This window comes from Flavobacterium sp. (genome assembly GCF_046296355.1).
Lineage (GTDB): Bacteria > Bacteroidota > Bacteroidia > Flavobacteriales > Flavobacteriaceae > Flavobacterium.
In genome coordinates this window covers 34,395-56,079 of the sequence record NZ_JBKBLM010000019.1, presented here as the reverse complement: position 1 = coordinate 56,079, position 21,685 = coordinate 34,395, and the positions used below count along the sequence as shown (strand labels likewise).

Here is a 21,685-nt window from a genome sequence, read left to right as displayed (position 1 = left end):
TTTTAATAAAGTAGATGTGGGGCAAACACTTTATAGAATTTAATTTAAGAACGTATTGTTTGATTTGGTTAGACAATATTAGCACAATCATCGATTAAAACACAAATAAAATCGATGAAATGCATAATTTTATAATTATTATAAGATATTTTCCTATTTAAGTGTATTTCGTCGATACTTTTTATCGATGTTGACAAAACTAAAAAACCACTCCGAAGAGTGGTTTACATAATTTTCAACATTATTTATATTATTTAAGGAGAAAGTCTGTCGATTTGCCAAACATAATCCTCTTTTAACTTGTATCTGATTCTGTCGTGTAAGCGGTTTGGTCTGCCTTGCCAAAACTCTACTTCTACCGGCCGAACTAAAAATCCGCCCCAAAAATCCGGTCTTGGGATGGGTTTACCTTCATATGCTTTTTCTAGTTCTTTAAGTTTTTGATCTAAATATTCACGGGAAGGAATGGTTTCGCTTTGTGAAGAAACAATGGCGCCCAACTTACTTCCTTCCGGTCTTGAATCAAAATAATTATCGGAAATGATATCGGAAGTTTTCTCGGCGATTCCTTTAATAATCACTTGACGTTCTTGACTGTGCCAAAAGAAGGACAAACAAATGTTAGGATTATTTAGAATGGCTTTTCCTTTTTCGGAATTGTAATTGGTGTAGAAAATAAAGCCTTCTTCGTTGAATTTTTTGAGCAGCACTACTCTACTCTTTGGAAATCCGTCAAGTCCGATAGTGGCTACTGTCATGGCATTGACCTCTTCTACTCCACCGAATTCTTCCGTTTCGTAGAACCATTTGTGGAAAAGATTGATGGGATCTTCGGGAATGTTGTTTTCCAAAAGTTCGCTCTTTTCATAGGATTTTCTGTAGTGGCTTAAGTCTTCCATGGCATAAATAGTTTGAAGTTGCTAAGTTACTAAGTTTTCAGGATATAAAATGGATGACTTTTTAGCCCTGATGGCAGTGGAAATCCTCGAAGAGATTGTAATGGATAGCAGGAATTACGATAGCCGATAAATCCCGAACCCTTCGCTCCTAACCTTAATCGAAATCGAATACTTTGCCGTCATCGCCTAACAATACATTGGGAAATATCGTTTCCGCTTCTTGCTTGAATAACTCGATACTACTGTAACGTGTGCTGTAATGCCCGAGAAGCAATTGTTTGACATTCGCCAACTTGGCGATTCTTGCGGCTTCTTTGGCGGTACTGTGCATGGTTTTCTCTGCTTTATCCACTTCACTTTCCAGAAAAGTGGTTTCGTGGTACAAAACATCAACGTCTTGAATCAGCGGAACTAGGGTTTCGTCATACATCGTATCGCTGCAAAAGGCGTAGCTTTTTGTGGGTTCGGGGTCGAAAGACAATTCGGCATTGGGAATTACTTTACCATTATCGAAAGTGATATCGCCGCCATATTTTATTTTTCTGTAATAAGCAGTATCGATTTTATACTTCTCTACAGCTTCTACATTGAGCTTTCGTTCTTTAGGTTTTTCCTGAAACAGAAAACCATTGGTGTAAACGCGGTGTTTTAGCGGAATGGTTTTGACGATAACTTTCTCGTCTTCAAAAATGACTTCGCTTTCTTTCGACTCCAATTCATGGAAATAGAGATTGTAACCGGTAAACGAATTAGAATAACGCAATTGCAATAAGATAATTTCTTTGATGCCTTTGGGTCCGTATACATGTAAATCGGTTTGACGGTTCAATAACATAAAGGTAGAAATCAAACCGACCAATCCATAAAAATGGTCACCGTGCAAATGCGAAATAAAGATGTGGTTGATTTTGGAAAACTTGAGTTTGTTTTTGCGCAGCTGAACCTGAGTGCCTTCGCCACAGTCTATGAGAAACATGCGGTTGCGAATTTCCAATATTTGTGCGGTTGGATTAGTAATAGTTCGTGGCGTGGCTGCATAGCAACCCAATATGGTTAACTTCATGGGTTTTAAAATCCTAAGTCGCGCTCAATTTCTTCCATTTCTATAATATCGTGTGCTTCTAAAAGAGTTGGTACCAATAAAATGCTTTTGGGTACGGCATTAAAGTTGACACTATCAGCCACAAGAACAATTGATTTCTTTTGCTTTTTGTGCAATTTGATTAGTTCGGCAAACGACTTAACATCTTCCAATGATAAATTCTTATCATGGGTTAAATCCAATATCAGATTACTATTCTTATAACTATTGTGTTCGTGTGTGACTTTCATTAAAAAATCAGCCGTTTGTCCGACTGTATCTTTAATAGTAGTAGTGTGGCCTTTTTGTTCGACTTTCATTTTGAGGGTAATTAATTTAATCCGAAGCTAATTTAGGAAGATTTTGCCATTTTTTGGCATTTGCACAAAGGTTTGTGATTTGGAGTGTGCAGTTCATAGAAATTTTTGGTTTTTCATCGGTGAAATACACGTTTTTTTAACATTTTATAGATTAACTGCACGATAAAAACGCTGAAAACCCTTGAATTCATTGATTTTGTCGATTAAACGACTTTTGGGGTTAGTTATCGAAAAAATTTCAGTGGCGAATAGTCTTGGAGTAGTTTTGACAAAGAAATAAGAAACAAATTAAAACACGCCTTATGAAAACAACAAATAACACAGTAGCTCAAAAAAATGTAACCAACGTTAGATTATTTGTTTTATTTGTATTATTAGTATTATCAAGCAATGGTGTTTTTGGTCAGGCTAAAGCAGAAGTTACTACTGTAGCTGCTACAACTGAGGTTTCTGTTTCTAAAAATGATTCTATCGTTATCACTTCTCAAACTGCTGTTGCTTCTATGAATTTCGCAGTATGGTTTATGGGAACTAACAAAACTGCAGGAAGTAAATCAAATGTAAGCTTCAGTAAAAAAGCTTTAATCAATTCAGGTATCAACACTAACAGTGTTATTATCAGATCAATTTTGAAAAAAGTTAGCAGTTCAGAAAGCAGCGTAGCGTAATTAAATTTTAAGTTAAGTTTGGATTAAATATAATTGGTTAGTTTTAAAAGAAAAGTCCCGATACGAGAATCGGGACTTTTTTTATTTTACACTCTGTTTGAAATAAACTTCTGTAGCACCGGAACCGTATTTTTGATAATTGGCATCCTGAAAGGAAACGTTGTCATATCGGCCCAACAAAAAGTCGAGCTCTGATTTTAAAATTCCCTCGCCCACGCCGTGAATAAAGACGATTTTAGGAATTCGGTTTCTGATGGCGAATTCAATATGGTATTTGGCCGTATCTGTTTGTTTGGTCAGGATATCAAAGTTGCTCATAGATTTGTGGTTTTTGACCAACTTTTCGATGTGCAAATCAAACTCGGGCACCGGAAGTTCTTTTTTAGATTTCTTTTCCGTGTTAGTATAATTAGGTTTCGGAATTTCTTTCTCAGCAATAACCTGATTTTTATTAAAGCTAAAATTCATTTCTCCGGTATTGCCAATCTTGATTAGTTCCTGAGTTTTGAACGTTAAATTAAAACCATCGGTGGTTTCAATCGTAACTTCATTGCCTTTAACATCAACAACAACACCATCAATGGCATCATCGAGTACCGAAACCTTATCGCCTTTACTTAACATCTTCTTCGTCTTCGGTTTCTGAATGTTTACTTGGTACTTTGGCACTCAATTGCATTACACCATACATAAAAATAGCTACGGCTATGGCCAAAATAAAGACATTGGGTTTGGCCTTAGTTTGCTCGTAAAAACCCACTATAATGGCCACAATCATAAAAGGAAAAACAAGTTTTTTCATGGGATATACTTAGACTTCAAAAATAGTAAACTTTATTGGCAAATGCCATAAAAAAAGGACCTTCAATGGAAGATGCTTTTACATATACTTTAAACGAAAGTTTATTATCTCATGGCACTAAATCCGATTACCATAACCACAGCCGCTAAAATGTATAAGGAAATGACAACAATGGCCGAAATACCTAAAAATTTGTGGTGTGATTTTAAGTTGCTGAAAGCATTCGTCAATAATTCGGAGTTTTGTGAATTAAGTGCTTTTTTGGTATTATCAGCATATTTATACAAATAATAAATTGGGAACAAATACAAAATAGCAAAAACCAAATACATAATTGAAATAAATCCTTTGATGGCGCCGAATGGTCCGGGAACTTCAGGCATCATTGACATAGCTGATGTCATTAAAATAGCCATAAGTGCCATAAATCCAATTCCGATAAAGCCCAAAATAGCTAAGAACATCGACCATTTGGCGCTTTCTCTTAAATAATCCTGAGCAGCAGTTTGCAATTGTAATCCGAAATTTTGGTTTTCTTCCATAATAAAAAGGTTTTTGGTTGGTTTATAAATTGATTATTAAATTACTTTTCAAATTGCTTTAAAGTATTGGTAATGATAGAAATACAATCTAACAACTGCTCTTCGTTCATGACCAATGGCGGTGCAAAGCGGATAATATTGCCGTGTGTTGGTTTGGCTAACAAACCGTTTTCTGCCAATTTCATACAGATATTCCAAGCCGTATCGCTGTCTTCCGTATCATTGATTACAACTGCATTCAATAAACCTTTTCCACGCACTAAAGTTGCAATGTTACTGGTTTCGATGTATCTAGCCAATTCAGCACGGAAAATTTTACCCAATCTTTGAGCGTTTTGTGCCAAATGTTCTTCACTTACAACCTCTAATGCAGCCATTGCTACAGCTGCCGCAATTGGATTACCTCCAAAAGTAGAACCGTGTTGTCCGGGTTTAATCACATTCATAATGGCATCATTCGCCAAAACTGCAGATACCGGATAAACGCCACCGGAAACAGCTTTACCCAAAATCAAAATATCAGGCGTGACATAAGAAGATTGCTTTTCACAATGATTCTCACAAGTACAATTTCCGCAAACGGCTAATAATGATCCTGTTCTGGCAATACCGGTTTGCACTTCGTCGGCTATAAACAATACATTATTGGCTTCACACAAAGCTTTGGCTTTCGCCAAATAATCTTCACTTGGTACATAAACGCCAGCTTCACCTTGAATAGGCTCTACCAAGAAACCGGCTATGTTTTTAGAAGACGTAATCGCTTTTTCCAAAGCGTCTAAATCGTCATAAGCTATTTTTATAAATCCGGCCGTGTAAGGACCGAAGTTTTTGCGGGCATTTTCATCATTGGAAAACGAAATAATCGTAGTAGTTCTACCGTGGAAGTTACCGTCGCAAACAATGATTTTGGCCTCATTTTCTGGAATGCCTTTTTTCTCGTAAGCCCATTTTCTACAGATTTTCAAGGCGGTTTCCACTGCTTCCGCACCGGTATTCATGGGTAACACTTTATCAAAACCAAAGTATTTGGTGATAAACTCTTCGTAAACGCCTAATTTATCGTTGTAAAAGGCACGGGAAGTTAGTGTTAAGGTTTGGGCTTGCTCCATCATGGCACCGATAATTTTCGGGTGACAATGGCCTTGGTTTACGGCAGAATAAGCCGAAAGAAAATCATAATACTTTTTACCTTCTACATCCCAAACATAAACTCCTTCTCCTCTATTCAGCACTACCGGCAACGGGTGATAATTGTGGGCTCCATACTTGTTTTCTAACGCAATGGCATCTGCTGAAGTTAATTTTTCTAAAACTGACATTGTAATTCGAATTTTAATCTGCTCTCACTACGCAGATTAATTATTAAAACGTTATTCCTTCTTTTGGAGAGAAATCATCCATATGTTCGGTAAAAGTATAAAAAGATTGTTAGATTTTTAGAAAGTTAGACTACTTAGATTTTCACCAACTAACTCATAACTCATAACTCATAACTATTTTTTAATTCTTTCCAATATATCATTCATCATCTCAATCTGTACTTTCTGTATTTCTATTAATTCTTGTTGTTGGTGCATGATTAGGTGGTCAACTTTTTCGTCAAGCATTCTGATTTCGAGTTCCGATTTTAGGTTGATCATATAATCTTTCTTGGCGCGTTCGCGGTCTTTTTCTTCTTGGCGGTTTTGACTCATCATAATTACCGGTGCTTGTAAAGCGGCTAAGCATGACAAAATCAGGTTCAATAAAATAAACGGATACGGATCAAAACCTTTGTTTAGTAAAAGGTATACATTGGAACCAATCCATATCAAAATAAACACAAAGAACGAAATTATAAATGTCCAGCTCCCACCAAAATCGGCTACTTTATCAGCTATCATTTGCCCAAAAGTACGGTTGTCCGTTTCATCTTCAACTTTAGAAACAAAGGATTTATCGGCAGTTAACGACTTGATTACGTTTTTATGCAAATCGGTCAATTCACCTACTTCCGATTGCAGAAACTGGGCGATATATTTTTCTCTGTACACATTGAGTTCACTATTGGCAATACAACCACTAGAATCAAAATCAGGATAATCTTTTTTAATCAAATCGAATATCGAAGCCCGAATCGATTTTACCCAAACCCTTTCATCATTAGGATATTCCGTACCGGAAATTGTGCTTTTAAAAGTGGCTTTAGTGCTCATAGTTTCTTTATTTAGGCTAATTTACGACTATTCGCGCTCTTCAAACATTTCCAACAATTTATTAACCGTGTTCCAATTGCGTGTGGTAGAAACCACGTTCATGCTCTTCTCAATCCATTTGTTGTCTAATCGGGTTTTGGCAGGAGAAATGTCATATTTAAGGTAAATTCTTTTGCCGTCGAGTTGGATTTCGTCGGGTTTGATAAAGTTTAAGTTGAGTTGGGTAATCATGTTTTCAGGCAATTCGGAAGAAATAAAGGAAACGTAGAGTTTCTTTAAATCAACGCCTTCATCGTTAAGAAATAAATTTCGGTCCAGACACGCTTGCAAATCTTCTTTACCAATGACAATCACCGGAACATCATGTCCAAATTCTTTGAAAATTTCCTGCTTAATTAGGAAACCAACCTTTCCCGGACTTTCCTCTTCGGAATCCACAAACACATTTCCCGATTGGATATACGTGACTACATTGGTAAAGCCAATGCCTTCAAGCGCTTTTTTCAGAGCGACCATATTAATCATTTTGTGACCGGAGACATTGATGCCTCGGAGAAGGGCTAAATGAGTGTGCATACTTTTAATTTTCTACTAATTTATATTTTTTTCTTAAATCCCATTTAAGTTTTCTCCAATAGTTTATTTTTGCGCTATGGGAAGAAAACAAACCAACAAAGTCATATTTGAAAACATAACCGTTTTAGATGCCGGTGCCAAAGGCGTATCCGTAGCTAAAGCACCTGAAGGTCAAATCATTTTTATACCCAATGTCGTTCCCGGCGATGTGGTAGATGTGCAAACATTAAAAAAGCGAAAAGCCTATTTTGAAGGCAAAGCCATTAAATTTCATGAATATTCCAGCGACAGAGTTGAACCGGTATGCCATCATTTTGGTGCTTGTGGCGGTTGCAAATGGCAGAATATGAATTATGACAAACAGTTGTTTTACAAAAACCAAGAAGTGTTCAATAACCTAAAACGCATTGGTAAAATTGAGTTGCCTGATTTTGAACCAATATTAGGTTCGAAAAAACAATTCTTTTACCGAAACAAAATGGAATTCGGGTTTTCCGATACGCGTTGGATGACCGATGCTGAGATTCAATCCGGAGTTGAGTTTGACAATAAAAATGCTTTGGGCTTCCATATTCCACGCATGTGGGACAAAATATTAGACATTGAAAAATGTCATTTACAAGAAGATCCATCAAATGCGATTCGAAACGAAATCAAACGTTTTGCTACCGAAAATGATTTGGAATTCTTCAACGCGAGAAATCATGCCGGTTTGTTGCGTACGTTAATGATTCGCACCGCTTCTACCGGAGAAATTATGGTGTTGATACAATTCTACAAAGAAGACAAAGCACAACGCGAATTGTTACTGAATCACATTCACGCAACGTTTCCGCAAATTACGTCGCTACAATATGTGATTAACGGCAAAGCCAACGACACTTTGTATGACCAAGACATTAAATTGTTTAAAGGGAGAGATTATATTTTGGAAGAAATGGAAGGCCTACACTTTAGTATTAATGCCAAATCGTTTTACCAAACCAATTCCGATCAAGCTTACGAATTATACAAAATCACCCGAGAATTTGCTGGATTAACCGGCATTGAAGTGGTTTACGATTTATACACCGGAACCGGAACTATTGCCCAATTTGTTTCCAAACAAGCGAAAAAAGTAATTGGCGTAGAAGCCGTTCCCGAAGCTATTTTTGATGCCAAAGAAAACGCCAAACGCAATAATATCACGAATTGTGAATTCTATGTAGGCGATATGAAAAACGTCTTCAACGATGACTTCATCGCTCAACACGGACAACCGGATGTTATCATAACTGATCCGCCAAGAGATGGCATGCACAAAGACGTAGTAGAACAAATCCTGAAAATCGCCCCTGAAAAAGTGGTGTATGTAAGTTGCAACTCGGCAACACAAGCCAGAGACTTAGCTTTAATGGATGAAAAATACAAAGTAACACGCGTTCGTCCGGTGGATATGTTTCCGCAAACCCATCACGTGGAAAATGTTGTACTTTTGGAGAGAAGATAAATGAATTACGAATTAGTAATTACGAATTACGATTTGCTGCTATGAAAAAAATACTTTTCCTGTTACTACTAACCCTTTCCTTCTCAGGTTGTGAGAATGATGACACTGATTACATTATTGGAGAATGGAAAGTCGAAAAGATATTAATTGACAATACCTTCACCTCGGACGGGCTTATAGAATGCGACTTGAATACAATATATATATTTAGAAGTGACAAAAAATTTCTTATAGGTGGACCTTCAAAAACTTCTGATGGCTATTTATGTATGCTTTTAGGTGCTGATCAATGGCAAAAAACCGATAATGGTTATAATGTTATAGGTAGCACATATAACTATTTACATTCGGAGATAATAAAAGTCAGTAAGGATACCATAGTCATGCAAAATATCGATGGTTATGCCAGCAGTTTCAAAAAAATGTTAGTTAGACAATAAAAATATGAAAAAAATAATTGTCCTTTTATTACTTACCCTTTCCATCTCCGGTTGTGAGAAAGATGATATTTGCGTAGATGAAACCACGCCGCAATTGGTCTTAGAATTTTACGATGATGCCAATCCGGTGAATACTAAAAACGTAACCAGCTTGAAAGTAAAAGGCGAAGGAGCCATTGGTGACTTAAACTTAGGTACTTTTAATGGCGTAAGCAAAATTTATCTGCCGCTTAAAAATACCGAAGACATGACCAAATACAGTTTGATTTTAAACAGTACCAGCACAACAGGAACGGACAATGAAGACTTTTTACAGTTTGATTACATTCGTCAAAATGTTTATGTTTCCAGAGCTTGTGGTTATAAAACCATTTATGAATTGAATTCGCCTAACGGACTTACCCATACTGATGCCGCTACACCCGATCAATTATGGATAAGAAACATCAGCATACAAACCAATAACATTGCAACCGAAAATGAAGTACATATCAAAATTTACTTTTAGTATAGCCTTGGTATTGCTTTCGTTGACAAGCAATGCGCAAGAAAAAACCACGGCCAAAAAAGACAGTATTCCTCCTAAAATGGAGCGTTACGGTTTGCGCCTTGGGGTTGATTTATTCAAACTTACCCGTTCGTTTTACGAAAAAGACTATCGTGGTTTGGAGCTTGTAGGCGATTATCGCTTAACACGCAAACATTATCTAGCGGCAGAAATCGGGAACGAAGACAAAACCGTTGATGATGAGCAATTGAATTTCACCACCAAAGGCACATATCTTAAAGTGGGTTTTGATTACAATAGCTATCAAAATTGGCTCGATATGGAAAATATTATTTCCATCGGTTTGCGTTATGGCGTGAGCAGTTTTAACCAAACATTGAACAGCTATCAACTGTATGATTCAAACAACGGTTACTTTGGAGAATCACCAATCGCATATCCCAATCAAAAATTCAGTGGTTTATCCGCACAATGGATAGAAGTCGTGGCCGGAATGAAAGCCGAAGTCTTCAATAATTTTTTTGTTGGATTTAGTTTCAGATTGAATCGATTGGTAACACAAAAGCAACCAAGTAACTTTGAAAACCTATATATTCCTGGATTCAACCGAACTTATAACGGAGATTTCGGAGTTGGATTTAACTATACAGTTTCCTATTTTATCCCTTTATACAAATCAACGGTAAAGGCTAAAGAAAAAGCAGATGAAAATGCAAAAGCAAAGAAAAAGAAGTAATTAAAACTGCTTAATACCTTTCATAAACAACCATTTCATAAAGATTTTCTCTCCGTCACGGGTTTTGACTGCTTGGAATTTTGGTGCTACAATAGTACCAACAATAAATGAGGTAAAAGGAAGCCAAAGTCCGGTCAAGCCTGAATAACGTTGCAGTAAAAAGTAAACGATTATAAAAATTGGAGCAAAACCTAGGAAGTTCCAAAGCAAAGCTTTTGTTTTGTTAGTCATGATGTTTGTTTTGTGTGCCAAAGATACTCAAATAATCAAATTCCCAAATCCGTAAAATTTGTATTTTTATAGTAACTTAACACTATATCAATGAAGCTATGAAAACCCTAAATCAACTCATGCAGGATATCATCCGGATAACCACTGAAATTGAAACTAACTATCCCGAACTATACAAATATTTGAATGAAACGCCATTGTCTTTGAGCGAAACGGCTTCCAAAAAAGTACACACTACCGAACTCAAACAATACCTAGAAACTTTAAAATCGCAGTTGTTGCATCATATAGAAACCCATAATAAAAAGTAAGAATAACAATATTTAATCTGACTTTTCATTCATAAAACAAGCTACATTCCCATATTAGTGGGGATGTTTGTGTTAATTAACATTTATTTCCGAAGAGAATTGCTATTTTTACAGTACCCAAATTTACATAAATTTAAAACTACCTTAACTATGAGCAATGTTTATAACTACACTATTGATTTAAAAAACGAGAAGAAAACCACCAAAATGGTAGTGCTTAAACAAGTATCTCAAAACAATCGCGAAATCAACATCTTTGAATTCCCAAGTAATGACATCGATATTGTCATTGATGCACTGTATAAATCAAAACAAAATTTGGTTAGCCAAAACGGCTATGAGCCAAATTACAATGAGGAAATAAATCCGGTTATTTTAGACACTTTAGTAGAACTGTTCTTTTCAGGCATAACCATTGCCGATTTGTCTTCACAATACAACCTGTCTGAATTTATAATCAAAAAAAATCTCGAAAGAAAAGGCATTGTACTTTTTGACGAGTTTTAGTCATTTAAAGTACAATTAAAAATAAACTATAAAGAACACCCAAATCAGGGTGTTTTTGTTTTTTAAGGAAACTTTAAAAATCGAACCGCTTTTTATTTGAAAAATAGATTATTTTTGACTATCAAATAAAACCCAAAGCGTTTGTCTATGAAGAAATTACTGCTTGCCTTTATTCTTTATTGCTCTTCCTTTTATGCTACAGCCCAAACCGGCTATGAAATCACCATCGATTTAAAAAATTGCAATGATACTTTAGCATACCTTACTTTTTATCGATTTGACAAAACTTTAATCAAAGATACTTGCACCACTATTAAAAACGGACGCATAGTTTTTAGTGGAAAAAATAAATTGGATACCGGAATTTATTCTTTGGTCAGCCAACAAAAATCAATCCTTTTCGATTTTTTTATAGATGATGACACTCAAAAACTTCAGTTAAAAAGTGAAGCCGGATTTAATATCAACAAAGATTTAACTGCGCTTAATTCCGACAGACAAAACGAGTTTTTTAATTATCTTAAATTTTTAGGCGAACAAAACAAAGCCTTTTTCGAATACAAGCAACAACACGTTTTAGCGACTAAAAATGACACACTTGCCCTCAACAAAAAACAACTGGAATTAGAGCAAAGTATTGCCAACTACGAAGAAAGTTTTATTGTCAAACACCAAGGAAGTTATATCGCAAAAGTGTTAAATCTAAAAACAGAGAAAACGCTTAAAAATGTTCCTAATGCTTCCAATGGCAGACCGGATAGTACTGCTGTTTACAATTATTATAAAAACAATTTCTGGAGAAACGTCGATTTAACAGAAGATGCCATCATGCGCAATCCATTTTTATTCAGCAAATTGAAAACCTATTTCGATAAAGTGGTGGTGACACATCCCGATTCTGTCAGCGTAGAAATTGACCGTTTTCTTTTAAAAATAAAGCCTGAAAGTTTGCTCTTCAAATTGGTATTGGCACATTTTACTTACACCTACGAATCCTCAAAAATAATGGGGTTTGATAAGGTTTTTGTTCATCTTTCCGATAAGTATTTTAAGACCGGAAAAGCGAACGGAATTTATGATGATCCCGATGTTGTACAAAGAATAATCAAGCGTGCCGACAAGTTAAAACCCTTACTGGTCGGTGCCACAGCCATTGATTTGGCCATGATTCGAGCGGAAGATTTTTATAAAATGAAGTCGATGGGATTTGAAGACGCCAAAAACAGTGATGAAATGACCAAAGTCTTTTACAAAAATGTCAATGAAATCAACAAAATGTGGGTCAAGCTCAGTGAAGTCAAAGCCGATTACACCATATTGGTTTTTTGGGATGTAGATTGCGGTCACTGTCAAAAAGAAATTCCGGTATTGGTAAAAGCTTATAACGAATTGATTGAGGAAAAGGAAAGTGTAAAAGTTTACAGTGTTTATATGCAACACGAAGGCGACAAATACTTAAAATACATCGCCGATAACAATTTGCCGTTTATGAATGTTTATGATGGAGCGCATTACAATAATGCCATTGAAAAATATGATGTATACTCTACTCCGGTGATTTATATATTGGACAAGAATAAAGTCATCAAAGCCAAACGCATTGAAGCCGCTAAAGTAAAAACCATCATTAAATCGTTAGAAACCGAGGCCAAAAAACTAAAATCATGAGAAAAGAACCGGAACTTTCATCATTAACTATTGAGCAACTCGAAAAAAGAGCCAAAACCACAAAATTAGCTACAGGGTTATTGTTGGGTATTATAATTTTGCAATTTGCTATTGGTACTTATCTAACCATCGAGCAAGGTTTCAATGTATTTACTGTGATTCCATTGGCGTTTTTACCCATGGTTATTGTAAACTACGCCAATTTGAAAAAGATTAAAGAAGAAATTGCTAAGAGAAACGGTTAATTATTCTTCTTCCGAAATTTGGAACTTAGTTCGCTTGCTGCCTTCATACATTTCGTATTTCACCAAACGTGCTTCCAAACTTCCGTTGAAGAGTTTGATTTTTCGAGATGGTCTTAGCCCAACAAATTTCAAAGCTTCTAAATTACCTGTAATAAACCAAGCATTGGTATTCGGATAATTGTTCTTCAAAGTATCGCCTAATTCGCGGTAAAAACGCTCCAATTCAATATCCAAACGTTCACCGTATGGCGGATTGAAAACCATATGCAATGGTCCGGCCGATTCTTTTTTGGTGTCAAAGAAATTCGCCTGACTAATGGTGATGTATTCGTCTAAATTAGCATTGAGAATATTGTCTTTGGCTTTCTGAACCGCACTTGGCGCTTTGTCATAACCAATGATATTGTGGTGAAATTCTTTGGTTCGCTTCATCAACGCATCGATAATTTGGTCAAACAAATCGTTGTCCCAATCGTTCCATTTTTCGAAAGCAAATTCTTTTCGGTTAATGTTCGCAGGAATATTACAAGCAATCATGGCAGCTTCCGCCAAAATCGTTCCGGAACCACACATGGGATCTAAGAAATCTGAACTTCCGTCCCAACCTGACAATAACAACATTCCTGCCGCTAAAACTTCGTTTATCGGAGCGATATTCGTTGCCGTTCTGTAACCTCTGTGGTGCAATGAAGCACCCGAAGTATCCAGCGCTACCGAACATTGGTCACGATCGATGTGAATATTGATTCTTAAATCAGGAAAGTCTTTGTCAACACTTGGTCTTTGACCGGTTTTATCGCGAAATTGATCCACAATGGCGTCTTTCGCTTTTTGGGAAACAAATTGGGAATGTTTGAAATTATCCGAGTGAATCGTAGTATCAATCACAAAAGTCTGATTGGCGTTCATATACTTACTCCAATCAATTCCTTGAATGCCTTTGTATAAATTCTGATCATTAGTAGCACGGAAATAGTAAATCGGTTTTAGAATTTTTAACGCGGTTCGCAACGACAAATTGGCTTTATACATAAACCCTTTATCGCCTTTAAAACTTACGGCACGTGTGCCAATTTCAACGTCTTGTGCGCCTAATTGTTGTAATTCTTTGACCAATATTTCTTCAAAACCAAAAAAGGTTTTGGCTACCATTTTAAAATTCTCCATTTTTAATATCAATTTCAATGACAATATCAATAAGTAATACTGCCATAAGTTCGGCAAAAATACACTAATTTTGCGGGTGAAAGAATTCATTTGAAAAGAATAAATGTCAGATACTACAAATTGTAAATCCGAAAATTGGTACGCTTCCTGGTTTGACACACCGTATTACCATATTTTATACAAAGACCGAAATTACCGTGAAGCTCAAATCTTCATGGACAATCTTACCCATTATTTAAACTTACCCGAAAAAGCCAAAGTACTCGATTTAGCTTGTGGCAAAGGCCGTCATTCCATTTATTTAAACCAATTGGGTTACGACGTCATTGGTGCCGATTTATCCGAAAACAGTATTGCAGAAGCCAATAAAAATGCGAATGAAACCTTGCACTTTGTGGTTCATGACAAACGCGAACCTTTTGAAGATAAGTTTGATGCCATATTCAACTTATTCACCAGTTTTGGCTACTTTGAAAACGAAGAAGACAATTTGAAAACCTTAGTAGCCATAAAAGAAAGCTTATCAGAATATGGTTTTGCCGTGATTGATTTTATGAATGTTTACACGGTTTTGGAAAACTTAATTCCGGAAGAAACCAAAGAAGTGGATGGCATCACATTCCACATCAAACGATATGATGCGAATCATTTTATCATCAAAGAAATTGATTTTGAAGCCGATGGTCAGCAATTTCATTTTGAAGAAAAAGTAAAAGCCTATACGTTAGAGGATTTTCAACGCATGATGGACGAAGCGGGCATTTATTTATTGGATACTTTTGGGGATTATAAATTAAAGAAATTCCACAAGAATACCAGTGAAAGATTAATTATGATTTTTAAATAAATGAATTACATACTTCCTTTATTATCAGTTCTTTTAGGCTATGCAATTGCATTGATTATTAAACCTAAAAAGAAGAACAATCTAAAACTGTTATTGGCCTTTAGCGGTTCGTTTTTGTTGTCAATTACTGTGATGGATTTGTTGCCGGAAGTATACGAAGCGCATCATCGTCCGGGAACATTAAATATTGGTGTTTTCATCATGGTCGGAATTTTGTTCCAAATCATTTTAGAGTTTTTCTCCAAAGGTGCCGAACATGGTCATGTTCATGGTCATGACAAAATCAGGCAAATGCCTTGGTTACTATTTATCAGTTTGTGCATTCATGCCTTTTTAGAAGGATTTCCGGTTGGGCATCACCATGATTTGGCTTACGGAATTGCGATTCACCACTTGCCAATCGCTATTATCTTAACGACTTTTTTTCTCAATGCGGAATTGAATAAAACAGCTTTGTTTGTCTTTATGATTTCGTTTGCTTTGATGACACCATTAGGAACATTTGTTTCCGATTCTGCTCCATCAATCACACAATATTACACCGAAATCACCGCCGTTGTCATTGGGATTTTATTCCATATTTCTTCAACCATTATCTTTGAAAGCAGCGAAGGACATAAATTTAATATCGCTAAGATTTCGATGATTATTTTGGGGATTTTATTGGCTTGTTTTGTTTAAAAATCTAAAGAAAACTCAGTAACTTAGCCACTCAGAACCTTAGTCACTCAAAAATGAGCTTCACCAAAACTACCGAACAATCCTCGCGTTACGAAAGTCTCGAACAAATGTCGGTTCACGACTTGTTAGCCAATATCAATAACGAAGACAAAACCGTGCCATTGGCTGTGGAAAAAGCTTTGCCGCAAATTGAAAGTTTGGTGACTCAAATTGTGGCCAAAATGAAACTCGGCGGCAGATTGTTCTACATCGGCGCCGGAACTTCAGGACGATTGGGTATTGTAGATGCTTCAGAATGTCCGCCAACGTTTGGTGTCCCTTTCGACTTAGTGAACGGAATTATTGCCGGTGGAGACAAAGCCATTCGCAAAGCTGTCGAATTTGCCGAAGACGACAAAGACCGAGCCTGGAAAGATTTAGTGGCTGAAAACATCTCCCAAAATGATGTAGTAATTGGCATCGCCGCTTCTGGAACTACACCTTATGTAATTGGTGGTTTGGAAAAATGCCATGAGAACAATATCATTACTGGTTGCATTACTTGTAACGAAGGAAGTCCGTTAGCGTTGACTGCACAATTTCCGGTTGTAGTTGTTGTTGGTCCCGAATTCGTAACAGGAAGTTCACGCATGAAAGCCGGAACCGCACAGAAATTGGTTTTGAATATGATTTCTACTGCTGCGATGATTCAATTGGGTCGAGTAAAAGGCAACAAAATGGTCGATATGCAATTGAGTAATGTAAAATTGGTTGACCGCGGTGTTCGGATGATTATGGGTGAAATTCCGGTGAGTTATGAAGAAGCTTCGGCTTTGTTAGAAAAACACGGCAGCGTTAGAAAAGCAGTAGATTATTTTAAAAATATATAAATGAAAAAGTACATCACCTTAGCCCTATTGTTCGTTTCAATACTTTCCTATTCACAACAAATGAGTTTAGAGAAAGGAAGATTCTATTACGGCGGTAACCGAATCGGCAATCAAGAAACCAAAAACTTATTGGCTACCAATGTCAAAGCAATTATATTATACAAACAAGCCAAATCAAAAGAAGCTTTAGGTGGATTTTTATTGGGTTTTGGTATCGGATTAACAGTTGGTGACTTAGCCATAGGTTTGTTTTCGGATAAAGAATACCCATCGGTTATGACTTACGCAGGTTTAGGTTCAATTGCCATTTCTATCCCAGTACTTTCGGGTAGAAAAAAACGATATGAAGAAGCAATCAATATCTACAATTCGGAACACAAAGAATTGAAATTAGGTACTGCCGATAATACTATGAAACTGAATGCTATTGCCAATCAAAATGGTTTTGGTTTCCAATTAAAATTCTAAACTATGTCAGTCAACAAAACGCTACTCGACAAAGGAATTAAATTCATGCTTTACGCTTTACCACTAATGTTTATTGGTCCAAGTGTTATTTACAACGCCTTTATCAACAAACAAAATATTTGGCATTGGTTGGTTTTAGCTATTGGCATTTTTCTCAGTGGTTTGGCAGTTTATTTTATGTTTAAAGGAATCAAAACACTAACTGACGCGTTGTTTCAAAACGATAAATAACAACTATTTTGATAGCATCAAGAACTTTACAGTTGATGAATCAAATAATTTAAAAAAGTAGCTAAGTAGCTAAGTAACTAAGTGGCTGAGTAAAATCTCAAAAACTTAGTAACTCAGGCACTCAGAAACTCAGAAACTCAGAAAATGAAAAAAACATCACTACTCCTACTCGCTTTAACCCTTTTTTCCTGTTCAGATAAAGAACGTAATTGTACCGATTTCAAAACCGGGACTTTTGAATTTTCGCAAGAAATCAATGGAAAAAAAGTTACCTCTACTTTTACGCGAACCGAAACGCTTCAAATAGAGACTTTCAACGGCAAAACCGATACGGCTTCTGTTCGTTGGGTGAATGACTGCGAATTGGTGTTGCAAAAACTGCATCCCAAAACGATGAACGAGCGCAAAGCAATCAGCATGACAATTTTGGCTACTGACGAGAATAGTTATACTTTTGACTATTCTTTTGTGGGCGATGCCAAAAAACAACGCGGCACTGTAACAAAACTAAAATAATCCCGTTTAACCGATACAAACTTAATTTACACACATGGAAGTATTTTTAAATCCCGATGCTTGGATAGCGCTTTTAACTTTAACATTCTTAGAGATTGTTCTAGGAATTGACAACATCATTTTCATTTCAATTGTAACCGGAAAATTACCCGCCGAAAAACGCAAAAAAGCCACTCAAATTGGTTTATTCCTAGCCATGTTTATGCGTATTGGTTTGTTATTTGGAATTACGATACTAATCGCTATGAAAGCGCCATGGTTTAGCATTGATTGGGGTTGGTTTAGTGCTAGTTTCACCGGTCAAGCCATTATTCTTTTGCTTGGTGGTATTTTTCTTATCTATAAGAGTACCAAAGAAATCCACGAAAAAGTAGACCACAAAGGCGAAGAGGAAAAAGATTTAAAAACGTCGGCTGCTAAATCATTTAGTAGTGTAATTGTTCAAATTTTATTAATCGATTTAATCTTTTCTGTAGACAGTATTTTAACTGCGGTTGGAATGACCAATGGTGTTGAAGGCGCTTTATACATTATGGTAACCGCTGTTGTGATTTCTGTGGGTGTTATGCTTTTATTCGCGGTTCCGGTTGGAAATTTTGTAAATGCTAATCCATCAATTCAAGTGTTAGGTTTAGCTTTTTTAATCCTAATCGGGTTTATGTTAATCACCGAAAGTATGCACTTGTCTAATGCTTCTTTGGCCGGACAACACGTTGGCGTGGTGCCAAAAGGGTATTTGTATTTCGCCATTGCGTTCTCGTTGGCGGTGGAATTCATCAATATGAAAATGCGCAAAAAGAAACACTGATATAAAAATTAGGAGCGAATGGCTTGGGCTTTATCGGTCATGGCATTTCCCGCTTTTCATTACAATAAAAAAGTCCCGAAATAATCGGGACTTTTTTATTTTCATTACAATCTGGGCTAGATAGAATTAGTATTGAAAACCTGGCAGGTTTAGTTATTCTAAAGACAAAGTAATCTGTCCGTCATCATCTGTTTCCGTTTGAATGTCATCACTAACATTGTCTTCTCCGGTTACTTCTACATCTTCCGGTTGCACTTCTTCCGGTTCTTCAAATGGTAATGGTTCTAGCAAATTGACTTGTTTAAGTTTGTCTGTGGTCAATTGGTTTCCAATCGCCTTAATTCCTTTGACTGAAATAAATTGTTCCAAATCAACCGTAATCGTGTCTTTTTGCACACCTTTGACTTTGGCAAATACAATTTCTGCCATTGGTCGCCAATCGGTGGAAACGATTTCTAATTGAGATTTTTCATGTTCCGTAATAAAGGTTTCTTCCTTATTTTCGTTTTCGACCAAAAAGCGTTTAACAAAGTAACGTTCTTTTTCACCATCATAATAAATGGTTGAAATCGGTTTCTTAGGATGCCATTTCTCTAAAACAATCATGTCTTCATCAAAATGCGTCGTCAACTCAGGCACAATCGTTTTCAATTTCCCGGATTGGTTGATGATCAACAATCGGTCATTTGGCCTAAATTCACCCAACAACTCACCTCTACCATCCACATTCAATCTTTGAACCGTATCGTCAAACCACACTTTACGCGGACGTAAAGTCGAAATGCCTTTTTCTTTAAGTTCAATCTTCTTAATCGGATATTTGGTTACGGTATTTCCGCGAGATGCTCTTCCTTTGATGGCAATATCGGAGAAATCTACATCCCATTTTAGTTTTTTCACGCTACCAATTTGGCGCAACAAAATCGTCACCGTTTCTGCTTCTCCATTCGGATTCGCTGAAAAATACAAGACTTGACTTCCAGGTTTTTCTTGGGTCAAATCATAAAACTTATCACGAGTAACTCCGGAAACATTAAAACGCTTGATAAACGTGGATCCGTTTTTACCATCGCGGTACATCATATTGTAAATCGTGCGCTTGTCATTTTTATCAAAAACCGCAATGTGGATAATGTCTTTGCCCACGAACTTCTTGTCATCGACTTTAGCAATCATCATTTTTCCGTCGCGTAAGAAGACAATTACGTCATCAATATCGGAACAATCGGCTACGTATTCGTCTTTCTTCAAACCTGTTCCAAAGAAACCTTCTTCTCTATTTACATAAAGTTTGGTATTTCTCAAAACCACTTTCGTAGCTTCAATCGTGTCGAAACTTCTCAACTCGGTTTGGCGTTCGCGACCTTTGCCGTATTTGTCTTTTAGTTTTTGGAAGAAATCAATCGTATAATCAATGATATGGCCTAAATGGTGTTTTACTTCTTCCATTTCGGCTTCCAACTTCGCAATCGCATCATCAGCTTTATCCGAGTCGAAACGCGTGATACGAATCATTGGAATTTGCGTTAGCTTTTGCAAATCGTCATCATTGATTTCTCGCACAAACGATTTCAAGAAAGGCTTAAATCGGTCATACATGTAAACGTAAAGCGATTCTCTGTCGGAGTACAATTTGAAATCGATGTACATTTCTTCTCTAATGAAGATTTTCTCCAAAGTCGAGAAATGCCATTTGTTTTCGAGTTCGTCTAACTGAATTTCCAATTCGCGTTTAAGCAAATCAACCGTTCTATGTGTCGAAATTTTCAACATATCTGAAACACCAATGAACAGAGGTTTGTGGTTCTCAATCACACAGCCTAACGGCGCAACCGAAGTTTCACAAGCCGTAAACGCATAAAGCGCATCAATCGTTTTATCAGGAGAAACGCCTGGCGGAAGATGGATTAAAATCTCTACTTCGGCAGCGGTATTGTCTTCAATTTTTTTGACTTTTATTTTTCCTTTTTCATTGGCTTTCAGAATACTGTCAATCAGAGTTGAAGTATTGGTTGAAAACGGAATTTGGGTAATGACCAACGTTTGTTTGTCGAGTTGACCAATTTTGGCACGCACTCGCACACGTCCGCCACGCAAACCGTCGTTGTAATTCGACACATCTGCAATACCAGCAGTTGGGAAATCAGGAAATAAAGTAAAAGGTTTGTTCTTTAAAACTTTTATCGAACAATCTATCAGTTCGTTAAAATTGTGTGGTAAAACTTTAGTCGATAAACCTACGGCAATACCCTCAGCACCTTGGGCTAACAATAAAGGAAACTTTACCGGAAGGTTAATTGGTTCGGCACGTCTACCGTCATACGACATTCCCCATTGGGTGATTTTTGGGGAATACAAAACGTCGTGGCCAAACTTAGAAATACGCGCTTCAATATAACGCGAAGCCGCAGCGCTGTCACCGGTTAGGATATTTCCCCAGTTTCCTTGCATGTCGATAATCAAATCCTTTTGCCCGATTTGCACCATTGCATCACCAATACTTGCATCTCCGTGTGGATGATACTGCATGGTGTGTCCGACGATGTTCGCCACTTTGTTGTAACGACCATCATCCAACTCTTTCATGGAATGCATGATACGGCGTTGCACCGGTTTGAATCCGTCTTCAATTGCCGGAACGGCACGCTCCAAGATTACATAGGAAGCATAGTCCAAAAACCAATCTTTGTACATTCCTGTAACTTTGGTAATGGTGTCTTCCGGGTTTTCGTCGTTTTCGTAGAAATGGTTGCCGCCCGAAGATTTGATGTCTTCAAAGCCTTCTTCCATTGCGTCATCGCTTGAAGATTCGTTCAACTCGTCGTTGTTGTCGTCTTCGTTTGGGATGATATCGTCTTCTTCTTCGTCTTTCATATA

General features: G+C 36.8%; 28 protein-coding genes. 16 read left to right on the top strand and 12 right to left on the bottom strand.

The window, feature by feature from the left end:
- Window positions 1-254: 254 nt before the first annotated feature.
- The 3 genes from pdxH to ACK4HO_RS08950 form a co-directional block, all read right to left on the bottom strand.
- Window positions 255-899: a pyridoxamine 5'-phosphate oxidase gene (gene pdxH, locus ACK4HO_RS08960; RefSeq protein ID WP_409665027.1), complete on the bottom strand. Its 645-nt coding sequence runs from the start codon at window positions 897-899 to the stop codon at window positions 255-257.
- A 154-nt stretch (window positions 900-1,053) separates the two neighbouring features.
- A complete protein-coding gene (locus tag ACK4HO_RS08955; protein ID WP_409665025.1) occupies window positions 1,054-1,962 on the bottom strand; it encodes a ribonuclease Z in 909 nt (302 codons plus the stop codon).
- A gap of 5 nt (window positions 1,963-1,967) precedes the next feature.
- Window positions 1,968-2,300, bottom strand: coding sequence for a ribonuclease Z (locus ACK4HO_RS08950; RefSeq protein WP_409665023.1), 333 nt, complete (start codon window positions 2,298-2,300; stop codon window positions 1,968-1,970).
- A 302-nt stretch (window positions 2,301-2,602) separates the two neighbouring features.
- Between ACK4HO_RS08950 and ACK4HO_RS08945 the strand changes: the two genes are divergently transcribed.
- Window positions 2,603-2,968 (top strand): hypothetical protein, encoded by a 366-nt coding sequence (locus ACK4HO_RS08945; RefSeq protein ID WP_409665021.1) that lies wholly within the window; start codon window positions 2,603-2,605, stop codon window positions 2,966-2,968.
- 81 nt (window positions 2,969-3,049) lie between these two features.
- Here ACK4HO_RS08945 and ACK4HO_RS08940 read toward each other — a convergent pair whose 3' ends face one another.
- The 6 genes from ACK4HO_RS08940 to ACK4HO_RS08915 all read right to left on the bottom strand — a co-directional run bounded on the left by ACK4HO_RS08940 (window position 3,050) and on the right by ACK4HO_RS08915 (window position 7,086).
- On the bottom strand, window positions 3,050-3,592 hold the full coding sequence (locus ACK4HO_RS08940) for a Smr/MutS family protein (protein ID WP_409665020.1): 543 nt from the start codon (window positions 3,590-3,592) through the stop codon (window positions 3,050-3,052).
- The gene (locus ACK4HO_RS08935) at window positions 3,582-3,770 is read right to left on the bottom strand and encodes a hypothetical protein (protein WP_409665018.1); all 189 of its coding nucleotides are present in this window, start codon (window positions 3,768-3,770) and stop codon (window positions 3,582-3,584) included. Before ACK4HO_RS08935 ends, ACK4HO_RS08940 begins: the two co-directional genes overlap by 11 nt.
- Window positions 3,771-3,874: 104 nt before the next feature.
- Window positions 3,875-4,312 (bottom strand): DUF5362 family protein, encoded by a 438-nt coding sequence (locus tag ACK4HO_RS08930; protein WP_409665016.1) that lies wholly within the window; start codon window positions 4,310-4,312, stop codon window positions 3,875-3,877.
- A 41-nt stretch (window positions 4,313-4,353) separates the two neighbouring features.
- Window positions 4,354-5,634, bottom strand: coding sequence for an ornithine--oxo-acid transaminase (gene rocD, locus ACK4HO_RS08925; protein ID WP_409665014.1), 1,281 nt, complete (start codon window positions 5,632-5,634; stop codon window positions 4,354-4,356).
- A gap of 174 nt (window positions 5,635-5,808) precedes the next feature.
- Entirely contained in the window at window positions 5,809-6,510 is a 702-nt protein-coding gene (locus ACK4HO_RS08920) for a DUF1003 domain-containing protein (protein WP_409665012.1), read from the bottom strand.
- Between the two features lie 27 nt (window positions 6,511-6,537).
- Window positions 6,538-7,086 carry a DUF1697 domain-containing protein gene (locus ACK4HO_RS08915; protein ID WP_409665010.1) on the bottom strand — a complete coding sequence of 183 codons (549 nt, stop codon included), beginning with the start codon at window positions 7,084-7,086 and terminating at the stop codon, window positions 6,538-6,540.
- Window positions 7,087-7,162: 76 nt separating this feature from the next.
- Between ACK4HO_RS08915 and rlmD the strand changes: the two genes are divergently transcribed.
- Genes rlmD through ACK4HO_RS08895 form a run of 4 tightly spaced genes read left to right on the top strand, consistent with a single transcriptional unit; the run spans window position 7,163 to window position 10,259 of the window.
- Window positions 7,163-8,575, top strand: a complete 1,413-nt coding sequence (gene rlmD / locus ACK4HO_RS08910; RefSeq protein ID WP_409665008.1) for a 23S rRNA (uracil(1939)-C(5))-methyltransferase RlmD — start codon at window positions 7,163-7,165, stop codon at window positions 8,573-8,575.
- A 41-nt stretch (window positions 8,576-8,616) separates the two neighbouring features.
- Window positions 8,617-9,015 carry a hypothetical protein gene (locus tag ACK4HO_RS08905; protein WP_409665006.1) on the top strand — a complete coding sequence of 133 codons (399 nt, stop codon included), beginning with the start codon at window positions 8,617-8,619 and terminating at the stop codon, window positions 9,013-9,015.
- 4 nt (window positions 9,016-9,019) lie between these two features.
- Window positions 9,020-9,523 (top strand): DUF6452 family protein, encoded by a 504-nt coding sequence (locus ACK4HO_RS08900; RefSeq protein WP_409665004.1) that lies wholly within the window; start codon window positions 9,020-9,022, stop codon window positions 9,521-9,523.
- Window positions 9,495-10,259: a DUF6048 family protein gene (locus ACK4HO_RS08895; protein WP_409665002.1), complete on the top strand. Its 765-nt coding sequence runs from the start codon at window positions 9,495-9,497 to the stop codon at window positions 10,257-10,259. Before ACK4HO_RS08900 ends, ACK4HO_RS08895 begins: the two co-directional genes overlap by 29 nt.
- Here the strand turns inward: ACK4HO_RS08895 and ACK4HO_RS08890 are convergent, their stop codons facing one another.
- On the bottom strand, window positions 10,260-10,490 hold the full coding sequence (locus tag ACK4HO_RS08890) for a hypothetical protein (protein ID WP_409665000.1): 231 nt from the start codon (window positions 10,488-10,490) through the stop codon (window positions 10,260-10,262). It lies immediately after the preceding gene.
- Window positions 10,491-10,588: 98 nt separating this feature from the next.
- Between ACK4HO_RS08890 and ACK4HO_RS08885 the strand changes: the two genes are divergently transcribed.
- The 4 genes from ACK4HO_RS08885 (at window position 10,589) to ACK4HO_RS08870 (ending at window position 13,221) form a co-directional block, all read left to right on the top strand.
- Window positions 10,589-10,801 carry a hypothetical protein gene (locus ACK4HO_RS08885; protein WP_409664998.1) on the top strand — a complete coding sequence of 71 codons (213 nt, stop codon included), beginning with the start codon at window positions 10,589-10,591 and terminating at the stop codon, window positions 10,799-10,801.
- A 150-nt stretch (window positions 10,802-10,951) separates the two neighbouring features.
- Window positions 10,952-11,308 (top strand): hypothetical protein, encoded by a 357-nt coding sequence (locus ACK4HO_RS08880; protein WP_409664997.1) that lies wholly within the window; start codon window positions 10,952-10,954, stop codon window positions 11,306-11,308.
- Window positions 11,309-11,455: 147 nt separating this feature from the next.
- Window positions 11,456-12,976: a redoxin domain-containing protein gene (locus ACK4HO_RS08875; protein WP_409664995.1), complete on the top strand. Its 1,521-nt coding sequence runs from the start codon at window positions 11,456-11,458 to the stop codon at window positions 12,974-12,976.
- Window positions 12,973-13,221 carry a hypothetical protein gene (locus tag ACK4HO_RS08870; protein ID WP_409664993.1) on the top strand — a complete coding sequence of 83 codons (249 nt, stop codon included), beginning with the start codon at window positions 12,973-12,975 and terminating at the stop codon, window positions 13,219-13,221. The genes ACK4HO_RS08875 and ACK4HO_RS08870 overlap by 4 nt, the downstream gene beginning before the upstream one ends.
- Here the strand turns inward: ACK4HO_RS08870 and ACK4HO_RS08865 are convergent, their stop codons facing one another.
- Complete coding sequence (locus ACK4HO_RS08865; RefSeq protein WP_409664992.1) at window positions 13,222-14,388, bottom strand: class I SAM-dependent RNA methyltransferase; 1,167 nt, start codon at window positions 14,386-14,388, stop codon at window positions 13,222-13,224.
- A gap of 103 nt (window positions 14,389-14,491) precedes the next feature.
- On the opposite strand from ACK4HO_RS08865, the gene ACK4HO_RS08860 reads away from it, so the two are divergent.
- From ACK4HO_RS08860 to ACK4HO_RS08830, 7 genes are all read left to right on the top strand, one after another.
- Window positions 14,492-15,235, top strand: coding sequence for a class I SAM-dependent methyltransferase (locus tag ACK4HO_RS08860; RefSeq protein WP_409664990.1), 744 nt, complete (start codon window positions 14,492-14,494; stop codon window positions 15,233-15,235).
- A complete protein-coding gene (locus ACK4HO_RS08855) occupies window positions 15,236-15,916 on the top strand; it encodes a ZIP family metal transporter (RefSeq protein ID WP_409664989.1) in 681 nt (226 codons plus the stop codon).
- 53 nt (window positions 15,917-15,969) lie between these two features.
- On the top strand, window positions 15,970-16,785 hold the full coding sequence (murQ, locus tag ACK4HO_RS08850; RefSeq protein WP_409664987.1) for an N-acetylmuramic acid 6-phosphate etherase: 816 nt from the start codon (window positions 15,970-15,972) through the stop codon (window positions 16,783-16,785).
- Window positions 16,786-17,253 (top strand): hypothetical protein, encoded by a 468-nt coding sequence (locus ACK4HO_RS08845; protein ID WP_409664985.1) that lies wholly within the window; start codon window positions 16,786-16,788, stop codon window positions 17,251-17,253.
- Window positions 17,254-17,256: 3 nt separating this feature from the next.
- Entirely contained in the window at window positions 17,257-17,484 is a 228-nt protein-coding gene (locus tag ACK4HO_RS08840; protein ID WP_409664984.1) for a DUF6095 family protein, read from the top strand.
- 144 nt (window positions 17,485-17,628) lie between these two features.
- Window positions 17,629-18,000 carry a DNA topoisomerase IV gene (locus ACK4HO_RS08835; RefSeq protein WP_409664982.1) on the top strand — a complete coding sequence of 124 codons (372 nt, stop codon included), beginning with the start codon at window positions 17,629-17,631 and terminating at the stop codon, window positions 17,998-18,000.
- Between the two features lie 34 nt (window positions 18,001-18,034).
- Complete coding sequence (locus ACK4HO_RS08830; protein WP_409664981.1) at window positions 18,035-18,808, top strand: TerC family protein; 774 nt, start codon at window positions 18,035-18,037, stop codon at window positions 18,806-18,808.
- Between the two features lie 153 nt (window positions 18,809-18,961).
- Here the strand turns inward: ACK4HO_RS08830 and ACK4HO_RS08825 are convergent, their stop codons facing one another.
- A complete protein-coding gene (locus tag ACK4HO_RS08825) occupies window positions 18,962-21,682 on the bottom strand; it encodes a DNA gyrase/topoisomerase IV subunit A (RefSeq protein WP_409664979.1) in 2,721 nt (906 codons plus the stop codon).
- Window positions 21,683-21,685: the final 3 nt, after the last annotated feature.